Here is an 18447-nt window from a genome sequence, read left to right on the forward strand (position 1 = left end):
CCGAGTGCTGAGCGCCGCTCTTCTTCACAGCCTTTTCACTGCAACACTCTTTACGTGGCCATCATTGCCGTAAACCGGAACGGAACCGTGCTGCGCGAGGTGCCAGGTATCGAGAATGTGAACTTTGCAGAGGTGTAGTGCAAGCGCCGGGCGTCCGAGGTAACTGATCGTAATGGCGTACGACGCATCGTTAGCGCAGTTCTCAAGCGCGCTCAGTTGTTCGACCTCACACTGCATGCGGGGCCGCGTTTCGTGGGGGAGTGCTTCGGAGTGTACTAGGGATTAAGGCAAACAGGCGGCAATCACTAACGCCATCATACGCCACCGGACCCAATCGCCTTCGCGGAGACCAGCAAGCTACGTTCTCCGTGCTTTAAAGCCATCGATACGAACTCTTCTCATGCTGTTCTTCGAATCAATCGTCATATTCATCGTGACAATTATCTGTAGCAGTGGATGCAAGTCATTTGTTTTTGGACTTCCTGATTCGCGTCGACACCCTCCTTTGAACCGATAAAAATCTTTGGGGCGCGTACTTTGGATTCATCAGATTCTTCGTATGCTCTGCTAAAAGAGATATCTATGAGGTGCAGGTCTCATGGTTTCTAGTGATTATGAGATTGGGAATCTAGCGCTATCCTTCTATGTATTGCCCCCATTTGCTTTGGCTGAATCGGATGAAACTCTTACGAATATGGTCGCCCGCCGCGGATGAAGAATAGCTTTTTCCATCGCAAACTGGTTTTGCCGGTTATCAATCTCCTCCGACAGGGAATCACGCCAGAGAAGATCGCGCTGAGTCTTGCCATCGGCATTTGCCTTGGAGTGTTTCCTCTCCTAGGCAGCACCACGATTCTCTGCACCTTGGCCGCAATCCTGTTTCGTCTGAACCTGCCGGCGATACAGCTGGTGAACTACTTCGTCTATCCTCTGCAACTCGCGTTGTTGATCCCATTCATTCGCCTCGGGGAAGCGCTTCTCGGCGCGCCACATGTGCCCTTGTCCTTGACCATTCTGTTTGAATCATTCAAGCGCAGCGCCTGGGCAGCCGCAAAGACATATTGGATCTGCGACTGGCATGCACTCATCGCGTGGTGCCTGGTGGGCCCATTTGCGATCTGGATCCTATATCTCGTGCTTGCTCCCGTGTTGCGAAACCTCGCTGCTGTCAGCGAAGCTGTTATGAAGCAGGAGGAGTCGTCCCGGCCGGGCGCGCAAGCGTAGGGAGCGCGGCCGAGCAGAACCAACGAAGCCTCCCCGTCCCGTCGTTCGCGTTAAGGCGAGCTGAGCCGATCGGTCCGATCGTCATCAGTTTGGAGCTTCTGAGTAGAATGTCCACGTTCTATGAAATCGGCAATTTTGCTGCTGCTCCTGTTTCATACTTGTGTTGCGCAGACCACTCAACGCAATCGACCTCTGTCGAATCGGATCGTGCATTACGACATCGATGCAAACTATGATCCGAAGTCGCACACGCTCGATGCAACTGAGATCCTGACTTATAAGAACCTCACCGGTCAGCCGTTGTCGATCTTTCCCTTTCACCTCTACTTGAACGGCTTTCAGGCGAACTCTACCTTCAGCCGGGAGGCGCACCGTGATTTCCCCGATGAGGAATGGAAATCGAGTTACCAGGGCGCGATTGACATCAGGAAGTTCGAAGTCGTTGGACAAGGGGATCTGACTTCGCGGCTGCAATTCGTTTCGCCCGATGATCGCAATCCCAACGATCGAACCGTGATGCAGGTCCAGCTTTCACGACCTATTGCTCCGGGAGAATCGGTCGAGTTCCGCACCCAATTCCATGACAAGTTTCCCGAAGTGGTAGCTCGAACCGGCTACAAAGGGACCTTCACCATGGGTGCGCAGTGGTTTCCCAAAATTGGCGTCTGGTGGCATGGCGCGTGGAACTGCCACCAGTTTCACGATACGACCGAGTTCTTCGCTGACTTTGGAGTGTTCGACGTAAAGCTGACGCTGCCACAGGATCAGATCGTCGGTGCTACGGGGCTACAAACCTCGAGCGCGAACAATCCGAACGGCACGAAAAAGCTGCGCTTCCATGCAGAAGATGTTCACGATTTCGCCTGGACCGCGGATGCGCGATACAAGGTATTCGAAGATACATTCACTGGGAGCGCAGGCCCGGTCCATATTCGCACGCTGATGCAGCCTGAAAATGCCAAGCAAGGTTCACGGTACAACGCGATTGCCAAGCGCACCATGGAGCTATTCGACAGATGGTATGGCCCATATCCATACCAACAGCTCACGATCGTTGATCCAGCGACCTTCCGCGCCGGTGGCATGGAATATCCGACACTCATCACGGCAGACACCGAGTGGTTTATTCCCAAAAGCTTTCTGGTACCTGAAGTAGTAGTGGTGCACGAGTTCGGACACCAATACTGGTACGCCATGGTGGCCACAAACGAGTTCGAAGAAGCATGGCTCGATGAAGGCATCAACACCTACACCGAAAGCAAGGTCATGAATGCTTTGTACGGCGCGGATCGCAGCCTCGTAAACGGAAAGCGGATCACCTGGGGCGATGCCGAGGAACAACATTTTTCTTATGAGCGAAATCCGACGTTCGATCCAATCGCGCGCTATGCCTATCAGTTTGCCAGTGACCGTTCATACGGCCAGATCACTTATGGAAAGACCGATTGCGCTCTGCTGACGCTTGAAAGCCTGATTGGCGAGGACACGCTGCAGCGTGCGCTGCGCACGTGGTTCCAACGCTATCGCTTCACGCATCCAAGCGGACCGGATTTTCTGAGGACCATCGAAGAGGTCTCTGGACGAGATCTGGATTGGTATTTCAAACAGGCCATCTATGGCACTGAGGTCCTGGATTACGAAATTTCAAGCGCCGAGTCCTGGCCCGGCAAATGGTACGAAGAGAATGGTGACAGCAGCAGGGACTATCACAGCGAGGTCATGGTCCACCGCAAAGGAGAGTTCGTGTTTCCAGTCGAAGTGGAGATCAAATTCGACGACGGCTCACATCTACGCGAACACTGGGACGGCAAAGATCGCTGGACACGATTCAGCTACGACAAGAAAGCCAAATTGGTTTCCGCAGAGATCGATCCCGAACACAAAGTCTGGCTGGATGTGGATTTCTTCAACAACAGCCGCCTTGCTCATCCCGACGGAAGCGCGCGTCGCAAGCTGAGCAATTATTGGATGACCTTCTGGCAGGTGATGGCACAGGTACTCGGGTGGCTGGCGTGATGGTCAGTGGAACGCTCGTGGTTGATGGCGGACAGCGGTTGCTCAGAGCGCGACGGCACATCGTTGTTCTCTTCGTCGCGAATCTTGTACTTGGCTGGTTTGCCGCGTTTGGACTGTCGTCCCGGATTGGAGCTGTTACTGGCCCTAGTCTCATTTCGGAACAATTGCTGCGTGGCTTCGATCTTGGCACATTCCTTGAGCTCATCAACAAGCCCGAGATAGCCCCGGCGTCGCAGGCTCCTTTAGGGCTGGTGTTCTCTGGAATCTTCGTGGTTCTTCAGCTGTTTCTTACCGGCGGAATCATCACGCAATATCTCGCGGCGGAGCCCATCGATCGCGGTCGGTTTTACGCTGCCTGCGGGGAGAACTTCTGGAAGATGGTTCGCATTGCGGTTCTCATTGCGGTGATTACGGCGCTCGTAGCCGGCGTGTTTTATGCATTCCGAGCAGCTTTGCAGGCTGCGCTGAAGGCGGAAGGAAGCAGAGCCTTCATAGTCCAAAGTGCGGTGCTGTTGATCGAAGCTCTCGCACTTCTCTGGATACGTATGTGGTTCGATGTTGCACAGGCACAGCTTGTCAGTACAGGAGCGCCGCGCGTGCGGTCGAGTGTGGCGTACGGGTTCAGGTCGATGCGAGGCGCGATCGGACTGTTCGCGTCCTATGTATTGCTTGCGGTGTTGATGTTTCTAGGAGCTGCCTTGGGTGTGTTCCTTTGGTGGACAGCGGCTCCTGCATCGCAGGCGGTCGTAAGCTTCTTGATCCTGCAGTCGACTCTCGCCTGGCTTCTGGCACTGCGATGGTGGCAGCGTGCTCTTGCTGCAGATTGGCACCAACGCAAGCGTCAGGTCGCGATTACCATTGAGTCGCGATTACTCCAAGAACTTCCGCCAGAATCAGCGGTGCCTGAGGCTCCTCTCTCGCAATAGTGCGGCCCGTGTTTGCTAGACTCGACAGTTTGGTTCTGAGCTCTTCCTGGTGGAGACGCAGCATGCCGCGTCTCTACTATGCGGCTGATTAGTAGAAGAGTCGTCCAGAACCTGTAGCGCATGGAGGAGACGCAGCATGCTGTGTCTCTACTGAGGAGAACGACTCTGTGGAAATTCAGAGGGTAGGCGTCATCGGCGCCGGAACAATGGGCAATGGGATCGCTCATGTGCTCGCCAGAAGCGGCTACAACGTAGTCTTATGCGAAGTGGCACAGCAGTTTCTCGATCGCGGTCTGGTTATGATTCGCAAGAACCTGGAGCGCGAAGTAGCGAAAAACAAGATCACGGCAGAGGACAGTGCGGCAGCGATTGCACGCATTCACGGCGCAGTGGATCGTACTGCGCTTGCTGACTGTGACTTCGTCGTCGAGGCCGCCACTGAAAAGTTCGAGGTTAAATCTGAGATTTTTCGCGATATCGACAAGATCTGCCGTCCTGAGATCGTGCTTGCCAGCAACACTTCTTCTATATCGATTACAAAGATCGCGGCGCTCACGCGCCGTCCAGACAGAGTAATTGGCATGCACTTCTTCAATCCAGTGCCGGTGATGAAGCTCGTAGAAGTAATCCGCGGTCTGGCGACGTCGGACGAAACCTATCAACTCACGAAGCGATTGGCAGAAAAGCTTGGCAAAACACCAGTGGAGGTCAACGACGCTCCCGGCTTCGTCTCTAACCGCGTGCTCATGCCGTTATTGAACGAGGCTATGTATTCCGTCATGGAAGGCGTCGCGACTCCCGAAGCGGTCGATGAGGTTTTCAAATTGGGAATGGCGCATCCCATGGGACCTCTCACTCTGGCCGACTTCATTGGCCTGGACGTCTGTCTTGACATCATGCGCGTTCTCCACGAGGGCCTGGGCGATCCCAAATATCGTCCGTGCCCGCTTCTGGTCAAGATGGTGGACGCGGGATGGCTTGGTAAAAAGAGCGGAAGAGGCTTTTATCGGTACTAAAGGCCCAGTCTTTACGGAACCTAGGCCCCTTTCAAATTTACATACATACTGACGAACAGGAGACTTCCTTGCGAAACTGCGTTGCAGTGATAGTGCTCTCTCTTATCTTCTGTTGGACGTCAGCAGCGCAGACGAAGACCGGCGCCACGGCAAGTTCCTCTTCCACAACACCACAGGCTTCACCTACTCCAGGCGGGGCTCTGCCAGCTGCGCAGCGCGATTGGCATCCTACTACCGAGGATCTTCTGCCGGAGGTACAGAAGAATGTCGGACGGAACGGTCGGGTAGCATTCCTCTGGTGGATGCCCGCCGAGTATTTTGAAACGAAGCAGTCCGCAAATAACCCAGCCTATTTTGCCGGCTTCAGAAACAACACCGTAGTTGCTGTCGCATTCGGCAAGGTCCAGCCTTTCGGCATACTGGATTTCGTGTCGCTCGATACGGCGCGCTCCAGGGTCACGATGCGCGATGCGAATGGCACCGAATACAAACCTGTGGAGAACGTTCCAGAAGACGTAAGAGTTCCACTTGAAATGATGAAACCTGTGTTTTCCGCGAGCCTTGGCAAGCTGGGCGAGAACATTCAGTTCCTGGTATTCGCGGGGAGAGCCCAAAATGGGACTCGCATCGCCGATCCGCGTGGACAGCGCGAGTTCTCAATGGTAGTGAAAGAGCTGACGGGAGAACCGGAGACAACTGTCACATGGCGTCTTCCGCTGAGTGGATTGTTTCCCCCCAAATATTGTCCAACCGGCAAGGAAAAGGTTGAGGCCAGTTGGAAATTCTGCCCATGGCATGGGATTCCTCTGCCAGAATCCCAATGAAGTAGCCACTTATTCACTCGCTTTCCCACAGGTTTTTCGTCTATCCTTCGCTCCATGGTGCGTATGACGGTGCTGGCCTCGGGGTCACGTGGCAACACCGCTGTCCTCTCCAGCTCGGATACAAGCATTCTCATCGATGCGGGCATCTCCTGCCGCGAAACACTGCGCCGCATGCATCGCGCCGCTGAGGATCCATCAAAGTTGTCGGCCATCGTGATCACTCACGAGCATCAAGACCACGTTTCCGGTCTTGCTGTGCTGGCGCGACGACTGAAGATTCCCGTTTACATCACCGGAGATACTCACCATGAGTGGCAACGCTGGGTGCGTGGGCCGATTACGCCACAGGCGCAACTCTATGAGGACGACGATAAGGCCCATCTGGATCGCTGCGAGCATTTCCGCGCTGGTGTGAAGTTCCAGATTGGGGATATTGAGATTCTTCCGTTTACGATCCCGCACGATGCGGTTGATCCCGTGGGGTTCGTGTTTCGTACCGAAGGCATAAAGATCGGCATGGCTACCGACTTGGGATATATGCCGGCCAACATCAAGATGCATCTGCGGGGATGTGATGCCCTGGTGCTCGAATCCAATCACGACCTCGAAATGCTGCGCGGCGGACCTTATCCATGGTCGGTGAAGCAGCGAGTGATGTCCCGTGTTGGGCACCTTTCCAACGACTCTCTCGCGCAATTCTTCTCCAACGATTATGATGGAGGAGCAGCATTCCTGGTGCTGGCACATTTGTCGGAGGCGAATAACCATCCCGAACTGGCACTGCAGTCGGCAGAACGCGCTCTTGGCGGCCGTCTGAACCTGATCCAGAACCGGCTGGTGCTCGCGTCTCAGACAGAACCGATGGAAGCGATTCGTTTTTGATGTCAAAATGTGTTGATCAGGTAGTAGGCGATATCCTGGCAGGCTGGCGATACGACATCTCCGGCATCGCGCCGGAGATGTGCGGCGACTACGAGCAGCACTTCGCCGAATGCGTTCACTGCCGCTCGCGCCAGCGTCTCCATCGCACGATTGACATAGGGCTCATCGCTGTTGCCACAGTTTCCGCCGCACTCTTCCTCATCGCCTTCGGAGCCATTCGCCACTACGATCCCAATCACGCCCACTTGCTGGAGTTCATTGCTCTCACTGGATTTGCCTTTTCGAGCCTCGTCTGGCTTCTTGTAGCACTCGCTACACCAGCTCCGGTAGTGATCCAGGACGTGGCAAAGATGAGCGCACGCCGCATTCAGGCAAAGCTCCCGCCCGAGATCCGAGAACGAATCCCGGCGATTGGGAATCGGCAGTAGCAAAGAAGCATTCAGCCGTCAGCATTCAACCGCTGAACCTGTCGAGCCTAGCCTGCGTCCTGAACCAAGAACAGCGAAAATAACGCTGAATTTTTGAGAAGTAACGGGGTTGTTCTCGTTTTTCCAAGAACCACGGGAATTCGCATTTCAAGAACAGTGAATAACAGTGAACCAGCAGTGAATTTTTCTGTACAGCTCCTGCCTACTCACCTTTTTTCGATCGGGATCCCATCGCGTTGAGCGGCTGAGTGCTGAGTGCTGAGTGCTGACGACTGAATGCTAAAACAAAAGCCGTCCATTTTTCAGAACGGCTTCTAACGCCTTCGACGTCAGCCTGAACTTAGCTCTGTGTCTTGTCCGCGGCTGCCTCGCCTTTGTGCCCATGGCGATGATGTCCGCGATGTTCTTTCTGCATCTCTTTGAACTTCGCCTGCTGGTCGGGAGTAAGCTTGGCCATCATCTGTTCATGAGTGCTCTGGCGCAGCTCCTTGAACTTTGCCTTCTTCTGATCGGCTGTCAGCGAGGAGTCATTCTTGATCGTCTGCGCTTGCTGCCTCATGTTTTCGCGGAGGCTCTTCAGCTCAGATTGCTGGTCCGGAGTCAGGTTTAATTGTTGCGCGAACTTTTCTCCGCGTTCTCCGCGCTCTTTGGGTTGGGTTTGAGTCGTGGCCGCGTTGCCGTTGTCACCGCTGGCCGTGCTGCCTGTCTGTGCGAGCGCTGCCATCGGCAACACCATGGCTCCAGACAGAATGAATGTGAAAAGTCGGTTTGACTTCATCGATCACCTCTGTGGGATGAAAACCCACGGAAGACGCCGAAGTTGCGAGAAACGAGAGCAGCGAAGAGTTGCTACACGGCTGCTTTGTACCTTACTTTCAAAGAGTTAAGGGGCCCAGCATGCTGCGTCTCGGCCACTGCCACATGCGAGCACCCGAAGAGCGACTATCTATGCGTATTGTGAGACCTGGCATGCTGCGCCTCTACTCTTAAGGCACCAGGTTCAGAATGCTGCTGTCCTGACGGCCAGCTACTGTCATGCGGGTCTTGGCACGCTCAATCAGGCGTAGCGCTTCTTCTTTGTTTGCGTTGGGATCTTTGAGCTGCTCTTCGCCCATCTGCTCCTGCTTTTTTGCGCCTTCCAGATCGATATCCGCTGCCTTCTCTGCGCGCTCCGCAAGGACTGTGAGTTTGTCCGGCAGGACCTCGGCGAATCCCCAGTGCAGTGCGAGGCGCTCTATGCTGCCATCCGGACGCCGGTAGTTCAGTTCACCGCTACGCAACTCGGTGATCAGCGGAGCATGACCGGGGAGAATGCCGAGATATCCCGACGTTCCCGGCACCTGCGCCTCTGTGGCCTGATCACTGACCAGGAGGCGCTCCGGCGTGACAATCTCGATTTGGAACGTGTCAGCCATTGGTTATGCGGCGGCCTTCATTTTCTGAGCATCTTCGAGAACTTCTTCGATCGTGCCCTTCATGTAGAACGCCTGCTCCGGCACGTCGTCGTGCTTGCCTTCGATGATCTCTTTGAAGCTGCGAACCGTGTCCTGAATCTTGACATAGCGTCCCTTATAGCCGGTGAACTGCTCGGCCACGTGGAACGGCTGCGAGAGGAATTTCTGCACCTTACGCGCGCGCGCAACGGTGATCTTGTCGTCTTCAGAAAGTTCGTCGATTCCCAAAATGGCAATGATGTCCTGCAGATCTTTATAACGCTGCAGTATTCGCTTGACGCCCTGAGCGACGTCATAGTGCTCCTGGCCAACAACGCGCGGACTGAGAATTCGCGACGTGGAAGACAGCGGATCGACGGCCGGATAAATGCCCAGCGCGCTCAGAGGACGCGAGAGCACGGTGGTCGCATCCAGGTGAGCGAACGTCGTTGCGGGCGCCGGATCGGTGAGATCGTCCGCCGGCACATACACTGCTTGCACTGAGGTGACCGAGCCCTTTTTTGTCGAAGTAATTCGCTCCTGCAGCTCTCCCATTTCCGTGGCGAGGTTGGGCTGGTAGCCCACAGCGGAAGGCATACGCCCGAGCAGCGTGGAGACTTCCGATCCTGCCTGAGTGAAGCGGAAGATATTGTCGATAAACAGCAGGGTGTCCACGCCTTCCTTGTCGCGGAAGTATTCGGCGACCGTTAATCCGGTGAGGGCCACGCGCAGGCGGGCGCCGGGCGGCTCCGTCATCTGACCGTACACCAGAGCGGCCTTCGAGGCGCTGCTGTCACCGGGCTTGATCACGCCCGACTCGCTCATCTCCAGCCACAGATCATTGCCTTCGCGAGTGCGCTCGCCCACGCCGGCGAATACCGAATATCCGCCGTGCTGCTTGGCGACGTTGTTGATCAGTTCCATGATCACAACCGTCTTGCCTACGCCCGCGCCACCGAAGAGTCCGATCTTGCCGCCTTTCAAGAACGGCTGGATCAGATCGATAACTTTGATTCCCGTTTCGAACATCTCCTCGCTGGTCGACTGCTCTTCAAAGCTCGGCGCAGGACGATGGATCGGCCACTTCTCGGTGGCGCCAAGGGGCCCAAGCTTGTCTACCGGCTCGCCGATTACGTTGATGACCCGGCCAAGAGTCGGCTTTCCCACAGGTACCGAAATGGGACCGCCAAGATCGATTGCCTTCATGCCCCGGACCATGCCTTCAGTGGCTTCCATGGCGACGCAGCGGACGCGGCCTTCGCCCAGATGCTGCTGCACCTCTGCGATGATGCTGATGGGCTCGGGCACATTGAAACCTTCGCTGGTGATGCGGATCGCCTGATAGATAGACGGCAGGTTGGCTTCTCCGAACTGAATGTCCACGGCAGGGCCGGAGATTTGAATTACTTTTCCGATGTTCTGTGCCATAAATCCTTACAGAGCGGCTGCGCCGCTGACGATTTCGATAATTTCCTTGGTAATCGATGCCTGACGGACGCGATTCATCGTCAAGGTGAGTGAATCGATCATGTCCGAGGCGTTGTTGGTGGCCGAGTCCATGGCCGTCATGCGAGCGGCGTGCTCGGCTGCAACCGATTCGAGCAGCGCTCGGTAAATCTGAATGGCCAGATAGCGCGGCAGCAGGTCGTTGAAGATCCGCTCCGGAGACTGCTCATAGATGTAATCGCCGGTACCGAATTTCGCCAGGCGCTCGTCTTCAGCCGAGGTGTCAGGTTCCCGAACTGAAACTCCAGTGCGAGCAGCAGCCTGCGCCGCTTTCTGACGTTCCTCGAGCGTGAATTGATCCACTTGCTCTACGTCCGGCTCGCCGACTTTCACGATCGGCAACACGTGATCGACTACGAGCCGCTGCGCAATGACCGACTTGAACTCGTTATAGACCAGGTAAACAGCGTCGATTTCTCCACGCGAATAGCGCTTGATGATCTCTGTCGCCAGCTCGCGAGCCTGAGCAAACTCCACCTTGTTCAACACGCCCACTTGCTCGCCAACGATTTCGACGGGAGCCACCCGCCGATATTCCCCGTCTTCACCCCCCGGTTGAGCATAGGGGAAGCGGCGGCGGAGCATATCGCGTCCTTTACGGCCGATGGCGATGATGTCTACGTTTTTCCCAATCTTAGCTTGCAGAAAGCGGTTCGCTGCCTTAATAACGTTGGCGTTGAAAGCTCCGGCGAACCCTTTGTCGCCGCTGATCACCACCAGCAGGATGTTCTTCTCTTCGCGACGCTCGAGTAGGCGATGATGCGGCTCACCAGTAATTGGGTCGTAAATCTCGGCCCGGTTCACCAGCGATTTCAGCACGTTCACGAACATCTGCGTGAAGGGGCGGGCGGCCAACGCCTTCTCCTGCGCGCGCCGCAGCTTCGCTGCGGAAACCATCTTCATGGCTCCGGTGATCTGCTTCGTGTTCTGCACGCTGCGAATGCGGCGTCGTAAATCAAGAACGTTTGCCATGAATCAGGACGCTTTCGCTCCAACCACCTGTCGCTGGCCTGCAAACTCCTGCTTCGCTTCTTTGATGAGCTGCTCCATTTCGCGCTTCATGCCGTCGTCGAGTACTTTTTTCTCCATGATCTGGCTGAGAAGACCAGGATTTGTCGTATCGACATCTCTGTAGAGCAAATCTTCAAAGTCACGCACTTGCGAGACCTGCAGATCGTCGAGATAGCCGTTTGTGCCGGCATAGATCGAGAGAATCTGCTTGCTGAAGGGCAGCGGCGAGAATTGCGGCTGTTTCAGCAGTTCAGTCAGCCGCTGGCCGCGATTGAGCTGTTGCTGCGTAGCCTTGTCCAGATCTGAACCGAACTGTGCGAACGCTGCTAGTTCCCGATACTGCGCAAGCTCCAGCTTCATCGATCCCGCAACCTGACGCATGGCCTTGATCTGCGCAGATCCACCCACGCGGCTTACTGAAATACCGACGTTTACTGCAGGACGCACGCCCGAGTTGAACAAGTCCGTCTCGAGGAATATCTGACCATCAGTAATGGAAATTACATTCGTTGGGATGTAGGCGGAAACGTCGCCTGCCTGAGTTTCAATAATGGGAAGCGCGGTGAGGGAACCGCCGCCAAGTTTGTCAGAGAGCTTCGCTGCGCGCTCGAGAAGCCGCGAGTGCAGATAAAAGACGTCTCCCGGATACGCCTCACGTCCCGGTGGACGGCGCAGCAGGAGAGAAATCTCGCGATAAGACGCAGCGTGCTTCGAGAGATCATCGTAGATCACGAGCGCGTGCTTGCCGTTATCGCGGAAGTACTCTCCGATCGCGCACGCAGCATAAGGAGCAATGTACTGCATGGGGGCGGGTTCGGAGGCTGACGCAGCGACCACTACCGTGTAATCCATAGCGCCGTAATCAGTAAGCGTCTTCACCACGTTGGCGATCGAAGAGCGCTTCTGGCCGATCGCGCAGTAGATGCAGATCAGGTTGTTACCCTTATTGTTGATGATCGTGTCGAGGGCGACCGCGGTTTTGCCGGTTTGGCGATCGCCGATGATAAGCTCGCGCTGCCCGCGGCCGATGGGAATCATCGAGTCGATAGCCTTGAGGCCTGTCGCCATTGGCTCACGGACCGGCTGTCGGTCGATGACGCCAGGAGCGATTCGCTCGATGTGAATCGAATTCTTGGTGTTAACTGGTCCCTTGTCGTCGATGGGCTGCCCAAGGGAGTTCACGACGCGGCCGACCATGCCTTCGCCCACCGGCACTGCCATGATTTTTCCTGTGCGGCGCACTTCATCGCCTTCTTTGATTTCCGTGTACTCACCCATGAGCACGGCGCCGACCTGGTCTTCTTCGAGGTTCATTGCGATGCCGCTCACGCCGTGACCAAAGTCGATCAGCTCTCCAGCCATCACTTTGTCGAGGCCGTAGATGCGCGCGATACCGTCGCCGAGCGAGATCACAGTGCCGACTTCGTCGACCGCAAGCTTAGATTCGTAATTCTCGATTTGCTCGCGAATGAGTTTCGTAATTTCGTCTGCTTTGATTTGCGCCATTTTTTAACTCTTGAGTGATAACTAACCGTTTGGTTTGTCTGTCCGGGACTAACTTGCTATGATTTGCTCTCGAATGCGCTGCAGTTGACCGCGTACAGAACCGTCATAGACGGTACTCCCGACTTTAACCAGAACACCGCCCACTAATCCTAGATCGAGCGAGTATCGCACCCGCAACTTTTTGCCTGCAGCTTTGGCGACCTGCGCTTCCAGTCTGTGCTTTTCTTCAGCACCCAATTCGCGTGTGCTGATGATCTCGGCATTGGCAATTCCAAGCTGCTCGTTGATCTGCGCGATCGCTTCCCTGGCGATCTGGTTGAAGGCATGGATACGGCCGTTAGAGATCAGCACAGCGGCAAAATTGCGAATTTCAGAGAGCAGACGAGCTTTCTTAGCAATTGCATCCAGCAGCTTCAGCTTCTGTTCGCTGCCGACGGACGGAGTATCCCAGATCGTTCTCAGATCCGCGCTTTCCCGTAAAAAAGTTTCGAGTGAGTTCAGCTCCTCAGTCACTCGATTGGCATCGAGCTTTCGATCGATCACTACATCGGCGAGAGCGCGCGCGTAAATTCCGACGAACGAAGCCATTAGCTGCTCCCATTTCTGCGCGCATCGCCGGCAAGCTGCTCGGTAAACTCCTCCACTAAGGCTTTGTCCGAGCTGGTATCTATGCGAATTCCCTTTTCAGCAATGGAAACCGCCAGCTCAGCTGCATACTTCTGAAGATCACGGCGCACGGCGTTCGTTGTCTGCGTGATTTCCTGCTCAGCAGCCTGCAGTATCTTGTGCTTCTCCTCATCGATCGAAGTGCGAATGCGATCTTCTTCGCTCCTCGCTTCGTCCTCGGCACGTTTTTGCATCTCTTCGATCTCGGAAGACATGCGAACGAGGCGCGCTTCCACTTCCCGAAGCCTGCGGCCGGCATCTTCACTGGCGCGGCGCGCATCTTCCATTCCCTTCTGGATCGACTGGGTGCGGCTGCGCAACATTGTGGGAAGGTTCGACCTCATTACGAAAATGACAAAGGCGGCAATGATCGCGAAATTGATCATTACACAGAGCCAGTATGCGGTAACCAAGGAAAGGCCAGTAATTCTGGCGATGGCACGCACCGCAGCCGAATACTTGAAGGCGGCTTCTTGATCGTGCGACTCGCCCTCACCTTCCTGCCTGCCCGGCTCCGCCTCCTGAGGCGTGCGTCCCGCAGCTTCGTTAGAAGCGTGAGTCAATTCCTGATTCGGAGTTGAGGATCCAGGCTTTGTGGCTACATTCGCACTTGATTGCGGACTCGCAGCCGATGAAGCCGAGCCCTTCTGAGTGCCGGCTGCGGATTTCTGCAAGGCCGCGCTGCAGACTGCAAAAAACGCGACCGATAGCAACAGCGCTAATTTGAGCAGGAGTCGTTTCATCTGCGACCACCGACAGCGGGCTGTTTCACTGCCGCGCCTGTGCGCAGGACGGCGCGGATAATCTCTTGCGCGAGCGTGGCGCTTTCGGACTGCACCAGAGCTTTGGCGATCTCCGCCTCTCTCTGGATCTCGCCACGGGCAGCGGTGATTCGAACCTCGCCAGCAGCCCGCGCCTCAGCAATGGCAGCGGTTTTCTGCTCAAGAATCTGCTGACGCCGGCTCTCCTGACGCTTGAAAACGGCCAGTCTCGCATTGTGAATCTTGCGTTCGTATTCAGCGGTCTTCTGCTCGGCTGCGGCTACGTCGCTCTTGGCTCTTTCCATCGCTCCTACGGTTTTGCTGTGACGTTCAGCCAAGGCCTTGGTGAGAGCGTTATGGACGATGACGCGATACAGAATCCAAATGAAAACAAAGAGGATGATGGTCGGGATTGCTCCGAGCGCAAGTTCGCCTAATTGTCTGAGTGTCGCGTCCATTCACTTGGGTGGTATTGTCTCGCCGAGGATGGGATAGACAACTGTTTAAGCTAACATTCGATTTTTGCAGGTGTCAAACGTGGAGCGGCCGCAAAGCATTGAAAATCTAGGTAAATTTAACCGTGCTCAGCTCTCAAGTTTCCTTGACATGTTCCGATGATGGGCGGAGACTAGTGGGTATCACCTCCGATCCGATTCAGGATCGAATGGGCTCGTGGCCAAGGAATGTCACCGCTTCTCGGCCGCGAGCCTATTTAATTTTTTCCGTATAAACAGCGTTCAAGCGAGTGCGGATTTCGCAACATCCCGCCCTGCGGCCCGCCACTTCAAGTGGGCTACAACAAGGCGAATTTCGTCGAAGCTGATGGTTTCTGGCAAAGCATCTTTGATCGGCTTTAGACGTTCCATCCCAACTTTGGCGCAGGCTGTTTCAATCTCCGTGACCTTCTGCTCGCCGATCCAACTGCGCTGAAACTGCAACTGCCCGGCTTCGATCATCTCCGCGACGAGTTGAACAACACTGCTCATCTGCCTTCCGCGAATGGCTGCAACTTGTGCCAGCGAGTGCCCTCGAGCCAACAGATCAAGCGTTTCAGCCGCGGGCTTCGATTGCTTCCTTTGAGGCGAGTAGGTCGCTCGTGCTCCCTCATCAAACCGACGCAAAGCCTCGAGTATCTGCTTGCCGTACACTTCGATCTTTCGTTCGCCGAAGCCGGGTACACGACGAAGATCAGCCAGAGTTCGGGGACGAATACGGCACAACGCCTGAAGCGTTGAGTCGTGCATCACAACAAACGCAGCGATCCCCTGTTCTCTTGCCGCGTTTCTACGCCATTCGCGGACATAGTCACTGAGGTCGTAATCAAGGTCAGACTCGGGTTGAGGCGAAGTCGACGGAGTACCGTTCTGGGAGAATCCAACCGTCTCTCCCCCCGCTCCAATCTGCTCCGACAGAACATATTTGCGGCGTTTCCGTGTAGCTACCGGTTCCGCAATCTTCAACCAGTCTGGTTCGGCGCCACAGACATCGCATGCGCCGCAAGTGTCCCATTTTGGCGTTTCGCCGAAATGTGAGCAAATCTGGAGATGGCGGCATTGCCCTGTTTCGACAAAGCGCCGAATCTGGTGATAGCGCTGCCAGGATCGTTCCTTTTCAGCCGAATCGCTGATCTGCTCGATGAAGTATGTCAGCAGGCCGACATCGCGCGCCTGCCAGAGCAGAAGGCAATCCGCCGGGACTCCGTCCCGCCCGGCACGTCCGGCCTCCTGGTAATACTGCTCGATTGATTTCGGCAGCGCCAGATGAATCACCGCGCGGACAGTTGCCTTATTAATCCCCAGGCCAAAAGCGATTGTGCCAATGAGCACGCGAACCTCATCGGACATCCAGCGCTCCTGGTTCTGCCGGCGCGCCTCGCTGCTCATCTTGCCGTGATAAGCAATGGCCGGAATGCCGCGCTCCTCGACGAAATCGACCGTCTGCTCGACACGGTTGATGGTGGGCGCATAAACGATAATGTTGCTGCCCGAGTATTGACGCAGGGCTCGCAAAAGTAGAGCCTCCTGCGTGCCAGACTCGCACTGCTTTACTAGATATTTGAGGTTCGGGCGATGAAAACTCGCGATGTACTTATCTGGGTTGCGCAGCCGCAGTTGCGCGATGATGTCGTGCCTCACATGCCTGGTTGCGCTCGCTGTGAAAGCGGCAATTGGCACATCCGGAAAATGTTGGCGTAAGGCATTTAGCTGCCTATACTCCGGCCGGAACTCGTGTCCCCATTCGGAAATGCAATGCGCCTCATCGATCGCGAAGAGCGAAACCGGCACACGCTTCAGCCATTCGATCGTGTCTCGGCGAGCCAGCCGTTCCGGGGAGAGATAAAGCAGACGAAACCGCCCCTGAAGTGCATCATGAACCGCCTTTCCCTGGGCGTCAACCGCAAGCGCGCTGTTGAGGCTGGCAGCTGGAATCCCCATTTGCCCTAACTGCGCGATCTGGTCCTGCATCAACGCAATTAGGGGCGAGATAACGATGACTGTCTTCTCGGAAAGGATCGCGGCGGGGAGTTGATAGCAGAGAGACTTGCCTCCTCCAGTGGGCATCACCACACAAGTATCGCGACCGCCGAGCAGACTTGAGACAATGCGCTCTTGCAGCGGACGAAAGGAATCGTAGCCCCAGTATCGCTTCAAAGCTGAAAGGATTGCCGAGTTGGAATTCATGCCTGGGATTCGGGGCACACTCTTTTATCACGAGACCCGCAGAGTGCAAAAGCTATTCTGAACTTTTACGAAGCTGACGAACGGAAGATTGCTGCTTATGTGACTGTCGATTTGAAATAACGGAAGTCGTTCGATTCAAGAACGGCTGCAATTGCCGTAAAAGCGACTGTGGACCTTCGATACTGAGCTGAACGCGCTCATTTCTGTATTCCCGCTTCAGGACGTTCCCTCGGGCCTCAATCATGGCAAGCACTTTGCCCTCGCTTTGGGGGACGCTAATCTCAATGTGGGCTATGGGATCAACTGTGAGTGCAGCATCAATTTTCTGCAGCAGGGTCTCGAGTCCAATCCCCTTTATCGCGGACACTTGAACCACATTTTCACCGGTAGGAAGCGCATTTCGTTGTGCGGCTGAAAGGAGATCAATTTTGTTCAGAACGTGCACTGCCGGTTTGTTCTGCGCCTCCAGTTCGGCAAGTACATTCTCCACTTGCTCCCGCTGTTCGGTCGCGTTTGGACTCGTGGCATCCGCAATATGGAGAATCAACGAAGCGCGCTGCACCTCTTCCAAAGTCGCGCGGAAAGAAGTGACTAGGGTATGCGGCAGGTTGCGAATGAACCCGACTGTGTCGGAAAGCAGGATTTTGCGTTTGGAAGGTAACGTTATCGAGCGCAAGGTGGGATCGAGCGTCGCGAACATGCGCGACGAGGCAATAACACCGGCATTAGTCACGGCATTAAATAACGTCGACTTGCCCGCATTCGTATATCCGACCATCGCGACTGTCTCTACCGGGACGGCTTCGCGCCGCTGGCGCTGCTGAGCTCGCACTCGCCGTACATTCTCGAGCTGCTGCTGAACATGCCGCATACGCCGGTAAATCTTCCGGCGATCGGTTTCGAGCTGTGTTTCACCGGGGCCGCGAGTACCAATGCCTCCGCCGAGCTGCGACATTTCGGCTCCGCGCCCCGCCAGGCGAGGCAACAGATATTGCAATTGCGCAAGCTCTACCTGAAGCTGGCCTTCGCGAGTGCGGGCATGCCGCGCAAAGATGTCGAGGATGAGCTGTGTGCGGTCAATCACGCGCGCATGCAGCTCGCGTTCGATGTTGCGCTGTTGCGAAGGAGAAAGATCGTGATCGAAAAGGACAACATCTGCAAGCGATCCGGCAACAGCTCCGGTGATCTCTTCGAGCTTTCCGCGACCAATCAACGTCGCTGGATCCAGCTTGTCGCGACGCTGTATCACTTCGCCGACCACTTCAGCACCGGCGCTTGTCGCGAGCTCGCGAAATTCCGCCATCGAATCTTCGACAGAGAAGCCGGTACCAAATTTGCGCTTCGACGAACTGTTCTGTTCGTCATTCTCAGGAGATTGCGCGCGGCAGACTTCTGTCGCCTGTCTCGCCAGACGAGCCTGGGCGCTGGGGCCGCTGCTGCGCTTGGAGCGCAGATCAACTCCCACCAGGAAAGCCCGCTCCTGCCTGTTGGCAGGATCAGTGCCGGTTGGATTCGGGAAGGAGGGACTCCGTGCCACTTCAATTGCCCGCGCTATCGCTCAACAGTG

18 protein-coding genes are annotated in these 18447 nt (G+C 55.6%); 7 read left to right on the top strand and 11 right to left on the bottom strand.

Going from position 1 to position 18447, the window contains the following annotated elements; translation table 11 throughout:
* Positions 1-24: 24 nt before the first annotated feature.
* Positions 25-237 carry a hypothetical protein gene (locus DMG62_07760; GenBank protein PYY23552.1) on the bottom strand — a complete coding sequence of 71 codons (213 nt, stop codon included), beginning with the start codon at positions 235-237 and terminating at the stop codon, positions 25-27.
* A gap of 474 nt (positions 238-711) precedes the next feature.
* Between DMG62_07760 and DMG62_07765 the strand changes: the two genes are divergently transcribed.
* The 7 genes from DMG62_07765 (at position 712) to DMG62_07795 (ending at position 7316) form a co-directional block, all read left to right on the top strand.
* Complete coding sequence (locus tag DMG62_07765) at positions 712-1224, top strand: DUF2062 domain-containing protein (protein PYY23553.1); 513 nt, start codon at positions 712-714, stop codon at positions 1222-1224.
* A gap of 120 nt (positions 1225-1344) precedes the next feature.
* Positions 1345-3240 carry a peptidase M1 gene (locus DMG62_07770; protein PYY23554.1) on the top strand — a complete coding sequence of 632 codons (1896 nt, stop codon included), beginning with the start codon at positions 1345-1347 and terminating at the stop codon, positions 3238-3240.
* The gene (locus DMG62_07775) at positions 3240-4166 is read left to right on the top strand and encodes a hypothetical protein (GenBank protein ID PYY23555.1); all 927 of its coding nucleotides are present in this window, start codon (positions 3240-3242) and stop codon (positions 4164-4166) included. The genes DMG62_07770 and DMG62_07775 overlap by 1 nt, the downstream gene beginning before the upstream one ends.
* A gap of 167 nt (positions 4167-4333) precedes the next feature.
* The gene (locus tag DMG62_07780) at positions 4334-5182 is read left to right on the top strand and encodes a 3-hydroxybutyryl-CoA dehydrogenase (GenBank protein ID PYY23556.1); all 849 of its coding nucleotides are present in this window, start codon (positions 4334-4336) and stop codon (positions 5180-5182) included.
* A 68-nt stretch (positions 5183-5250) separates the two neighbouring features.
* The gene (locus DMG62_07785; protein ID PYY23557.1) at positions 5251-6006 is read left to right on the top strand and encodes a hypothetical protein; all 756 of its coding nucleotides are present in this window, start codon (positions 5251-5253) and stop codon (positions 6004-6006) included.
* A gap of 54 nt (positions 6007-6060) precedes the next feature.
* On the top strand, positions 6061-6888 hold the full coding sequence (locus DMG62_07790; GenBank protein PYY23558.1) for an MBL fold metallo-hydrolase: 828 nt from the start codon (positions 6061-6063) through the stop codon (positions 6886-6888).
* Positions 6888-7316, top strand: coding sequence for a hypothetical protein (locus tag DMG62_07795; protein PYY23559.1), 429 nt, complete (start codon positions 6888-6890; stop codon positions 7314-7316). The genes DMG62_07790 and DMG62_07795 overlap by 1 nt, the downstream gene beginning before the upstream one ends.
* 340 nt (positions 7317-7656) lie before the next feature.
* On the opposite strand, the gene DMG62_07800 is transcribed toward DMG62_07795, so the two are convergent.
* The 10 genes from DMG62_07800 to hflX form a co-directional block, all read right to left on the bottom strand.
* Positions 7657-8052 (bottom strand): hypothetical protein, encoded by a 396-nt coding sequence (locus tag DMG62_07800; protein PYY23560.1) that lies wholly within the window; start codon positions 8050-8052, stop codon positions 7657-7659.
* A gap of 250 nt (positions 8053-8302) precedes the next feature.
* A complete protein-coding gene (gene atpC / locus DMG62_07805; GenBank protein PYY23561.1) occupies positions 8303-8731 on the bottom strand; it encodes an ATP synthase F1 subunit epsilon in 429 nt (142 codons plus the stop codon).
* A gap of 3 nt (positions 8732-8734) precedes the next feature.
* Complete coding sequence (gene atpD / locus DMG62_07810; protein PYY23562.1) at positions 8735-10177, bottom strand: F0F1 ATP synthase subunit beta; 1443 nt, start codon at positions 10175-10177, stop codon at positions 8735-8737.
* A gap of 6 nt (positions 10178-10183) precedes the next feature.
* Positions 10184-11227 (bottom strand): ATP synthase F1 subunit gamma, encoded by a 1044-nt coding sequence (gene atpG / locus DMG62_07815; GenBank protein ID PYY23563.1) that lies wholly within the window; start codon positions 11225-11227, stop codon positions 10184-10186.
* 3 nt (positions 11228-11230) lie between these two features.
* Positions 11231-12772: a F0F1 ATP synthase subunit alpha gene (locus DMG62_07820; GenBank protein PYY23564.1), complete on the bottom strand. Its 1542-nt coding sequence runs from the start codon at positions 12770-12772 to the stop codon at positions 11231-11233.
* A 48-nt stretch (positions 12773-12820) separates the two neighbouring features.
* Positions 12821-13360, bottom strand: a complete 540-nt coding sequence (gene atpH, locus DMG62_07825; GenBank protein ID PYY23565.1) for an ATP synthase F1 subunit delta — start codon at positions 13358-13360, stop codon at positions 12821-12823.
* Positions 13360-14181 carry a hypothetical protein gene (locus DMG62_07830; protein ID PYY23566.1) on the bottom strand — a complete coding sequence of 274 codons (822 nt, stop codon included), beginning with the start codon at positions 14179-14181 and terminating at the stop codon, positions 13360-13362. Before DMG62_07830 ends, atpH begins: the two co-directional genes overlap by 1 nt.
* Entirely contained in the window at positions 14178-14657 is a 480-nt protein-coding gene (locus DMG62_07835) for a hypothetical protein (GenBank protein ID PYY23567.1), read from the bottom strand. Before DMG62_07835 ends, DMG62_07830 begins: the two co-directional genes overlap by 4 nt.
* Positions 14658-14936: 279 nt before the next feature.
* Positions 14937-16880: a RecQ family ATP-dependent DNA helicase gene (locus DMG62_07840; GenBank protein ID PYY23568.1), complete on the bottom strand. Its 1944-nt coding sequence runs from the start codon at positions 16878-16880 to the stop codon at positions 14937-14939.
* Between the two features lie 52 nt (positions 16881-16932).
* On the bottom strand, positions 16933-18435 hold the full coding sequence (hflX, locus tag DMG62_07845; GenBank protein PYY23569.1) for a GTPase HflX: 1503 nt from the start codon (positions 18433-18435) through the stop codon (positions 16933-16935).
* Between the last annotated feature and the right edge of the window lie 12 nt (positions 18436-18447).

The sequence above is a fragment of the Acidobacteriota bacterium genome (assembly GCA_003225175.1).
GTDB lineage: Bacteria > Acidobacteriota > Terriglobia > Terriglobales > Acidobacteriaceae > Gp1-AA112.

Bases quoted from the DNA above. Each gene is read 5' to 3' on its own strand.
- DMG62_07800 (PYY23560.1), bottom strand. From the start codon at position 8,052: ATGGTGTTGCCGATGGCAGCGCTCGCACAGACAGGCAGCACGGCCAGC.
- DMG62_07820 (PYY23564.1), bottom strand. From the start codon at position 12,772: ATGGCGCAAATCAAAGCAGACGAAATTACGAAACTCATTCGCGAGCAA.
- DMG62_07765 (PYY23553.1), top strand. From the start codon at position 712: ATGAAGAATAGCTTTTTCCATCGCAAACTGGTTTTGCCGGTTATCAAT.
- DMG62_07760 (PYY23552.1), bottom strand. From the start codon at position 237: ATGCAGTGTGAGGTCGAACAACTGAGCGCGCTTGAGAACTGCGCTAAC.
- DMG62_07790 (PYY23558.1), top strand. From the start codon at position 6,061: ATGGTGCGTATGACGGTGCTGGCCTCGGGGTCACGTGGCAACACCGCT.
- atpD (PYY23562.1), bottom strand. From the start codon at position 10,177: ATGGCACAGAACATCGGAAAAGTAATTCAAATCTCCGGCCCTGCCGTG.
- atpH (PYY23565.1), bottom strand. From the start codon at position 13,360: ATGGCTTCGTTCGTCGGAATTTACGCGCGCGCTCTCGCCGATGTAGTG.
- DMG62_07840 (PYY23568.1), bottom strand. From the start codon at position 16,880: ATGAATTCCAACTCGGCAATCCTTTCAGCTTTGAAGCGATACTGGGGC.
- DMG62_07775 (PYY23555.1), top strand. From the start codon at position 3,240: ATGGTCAGTGGAACGCTCGTGGTTGATGGCGGACAGCGGTTGCTCAGA.
- DMG62_07835 (PYY23567.1), bottom strand. From the start codon at position 14,657: ATGGACGCGACACTCAGACAATTAGGCGAACTTGCGCTCGGAGCAATC.
- atpG (PYY23563.1), bottom strand. From the start codon at position 11,227: ATGGCAAACGTTCTTGATTTACGACGCCGCATTCGCAGCGTGCAGAAC.
- DMG62_07830 (PYY23566.1), bottom strand. From the start codon at position 14,181: ATGAAACGACTCCTGCTCAAATTAGCGCTGTTGCTATCGGTCGCGTTT.
- atpC (PYY23561.1), bottom strand. From the start codon at position 8,731: ATGGCTGACACGTTCCAAATCGAGATTGTCACGCCGGAGCGCCTCCTG.
- DMG62_07795 (PYY23559.1), top strand. From the start codon at position 6,888: ATGTCAAAATGTGTTGATCAGGTAGTAGGCGATATCCTGGCAGGCTGG.
- DMG62_07770 (PYY23554.1), top strand. From the start codon at position 1,345: ATGAAATCGGCAATTTTGCTGCTGCTCCTGTTTCATACTTGTGTTGCG.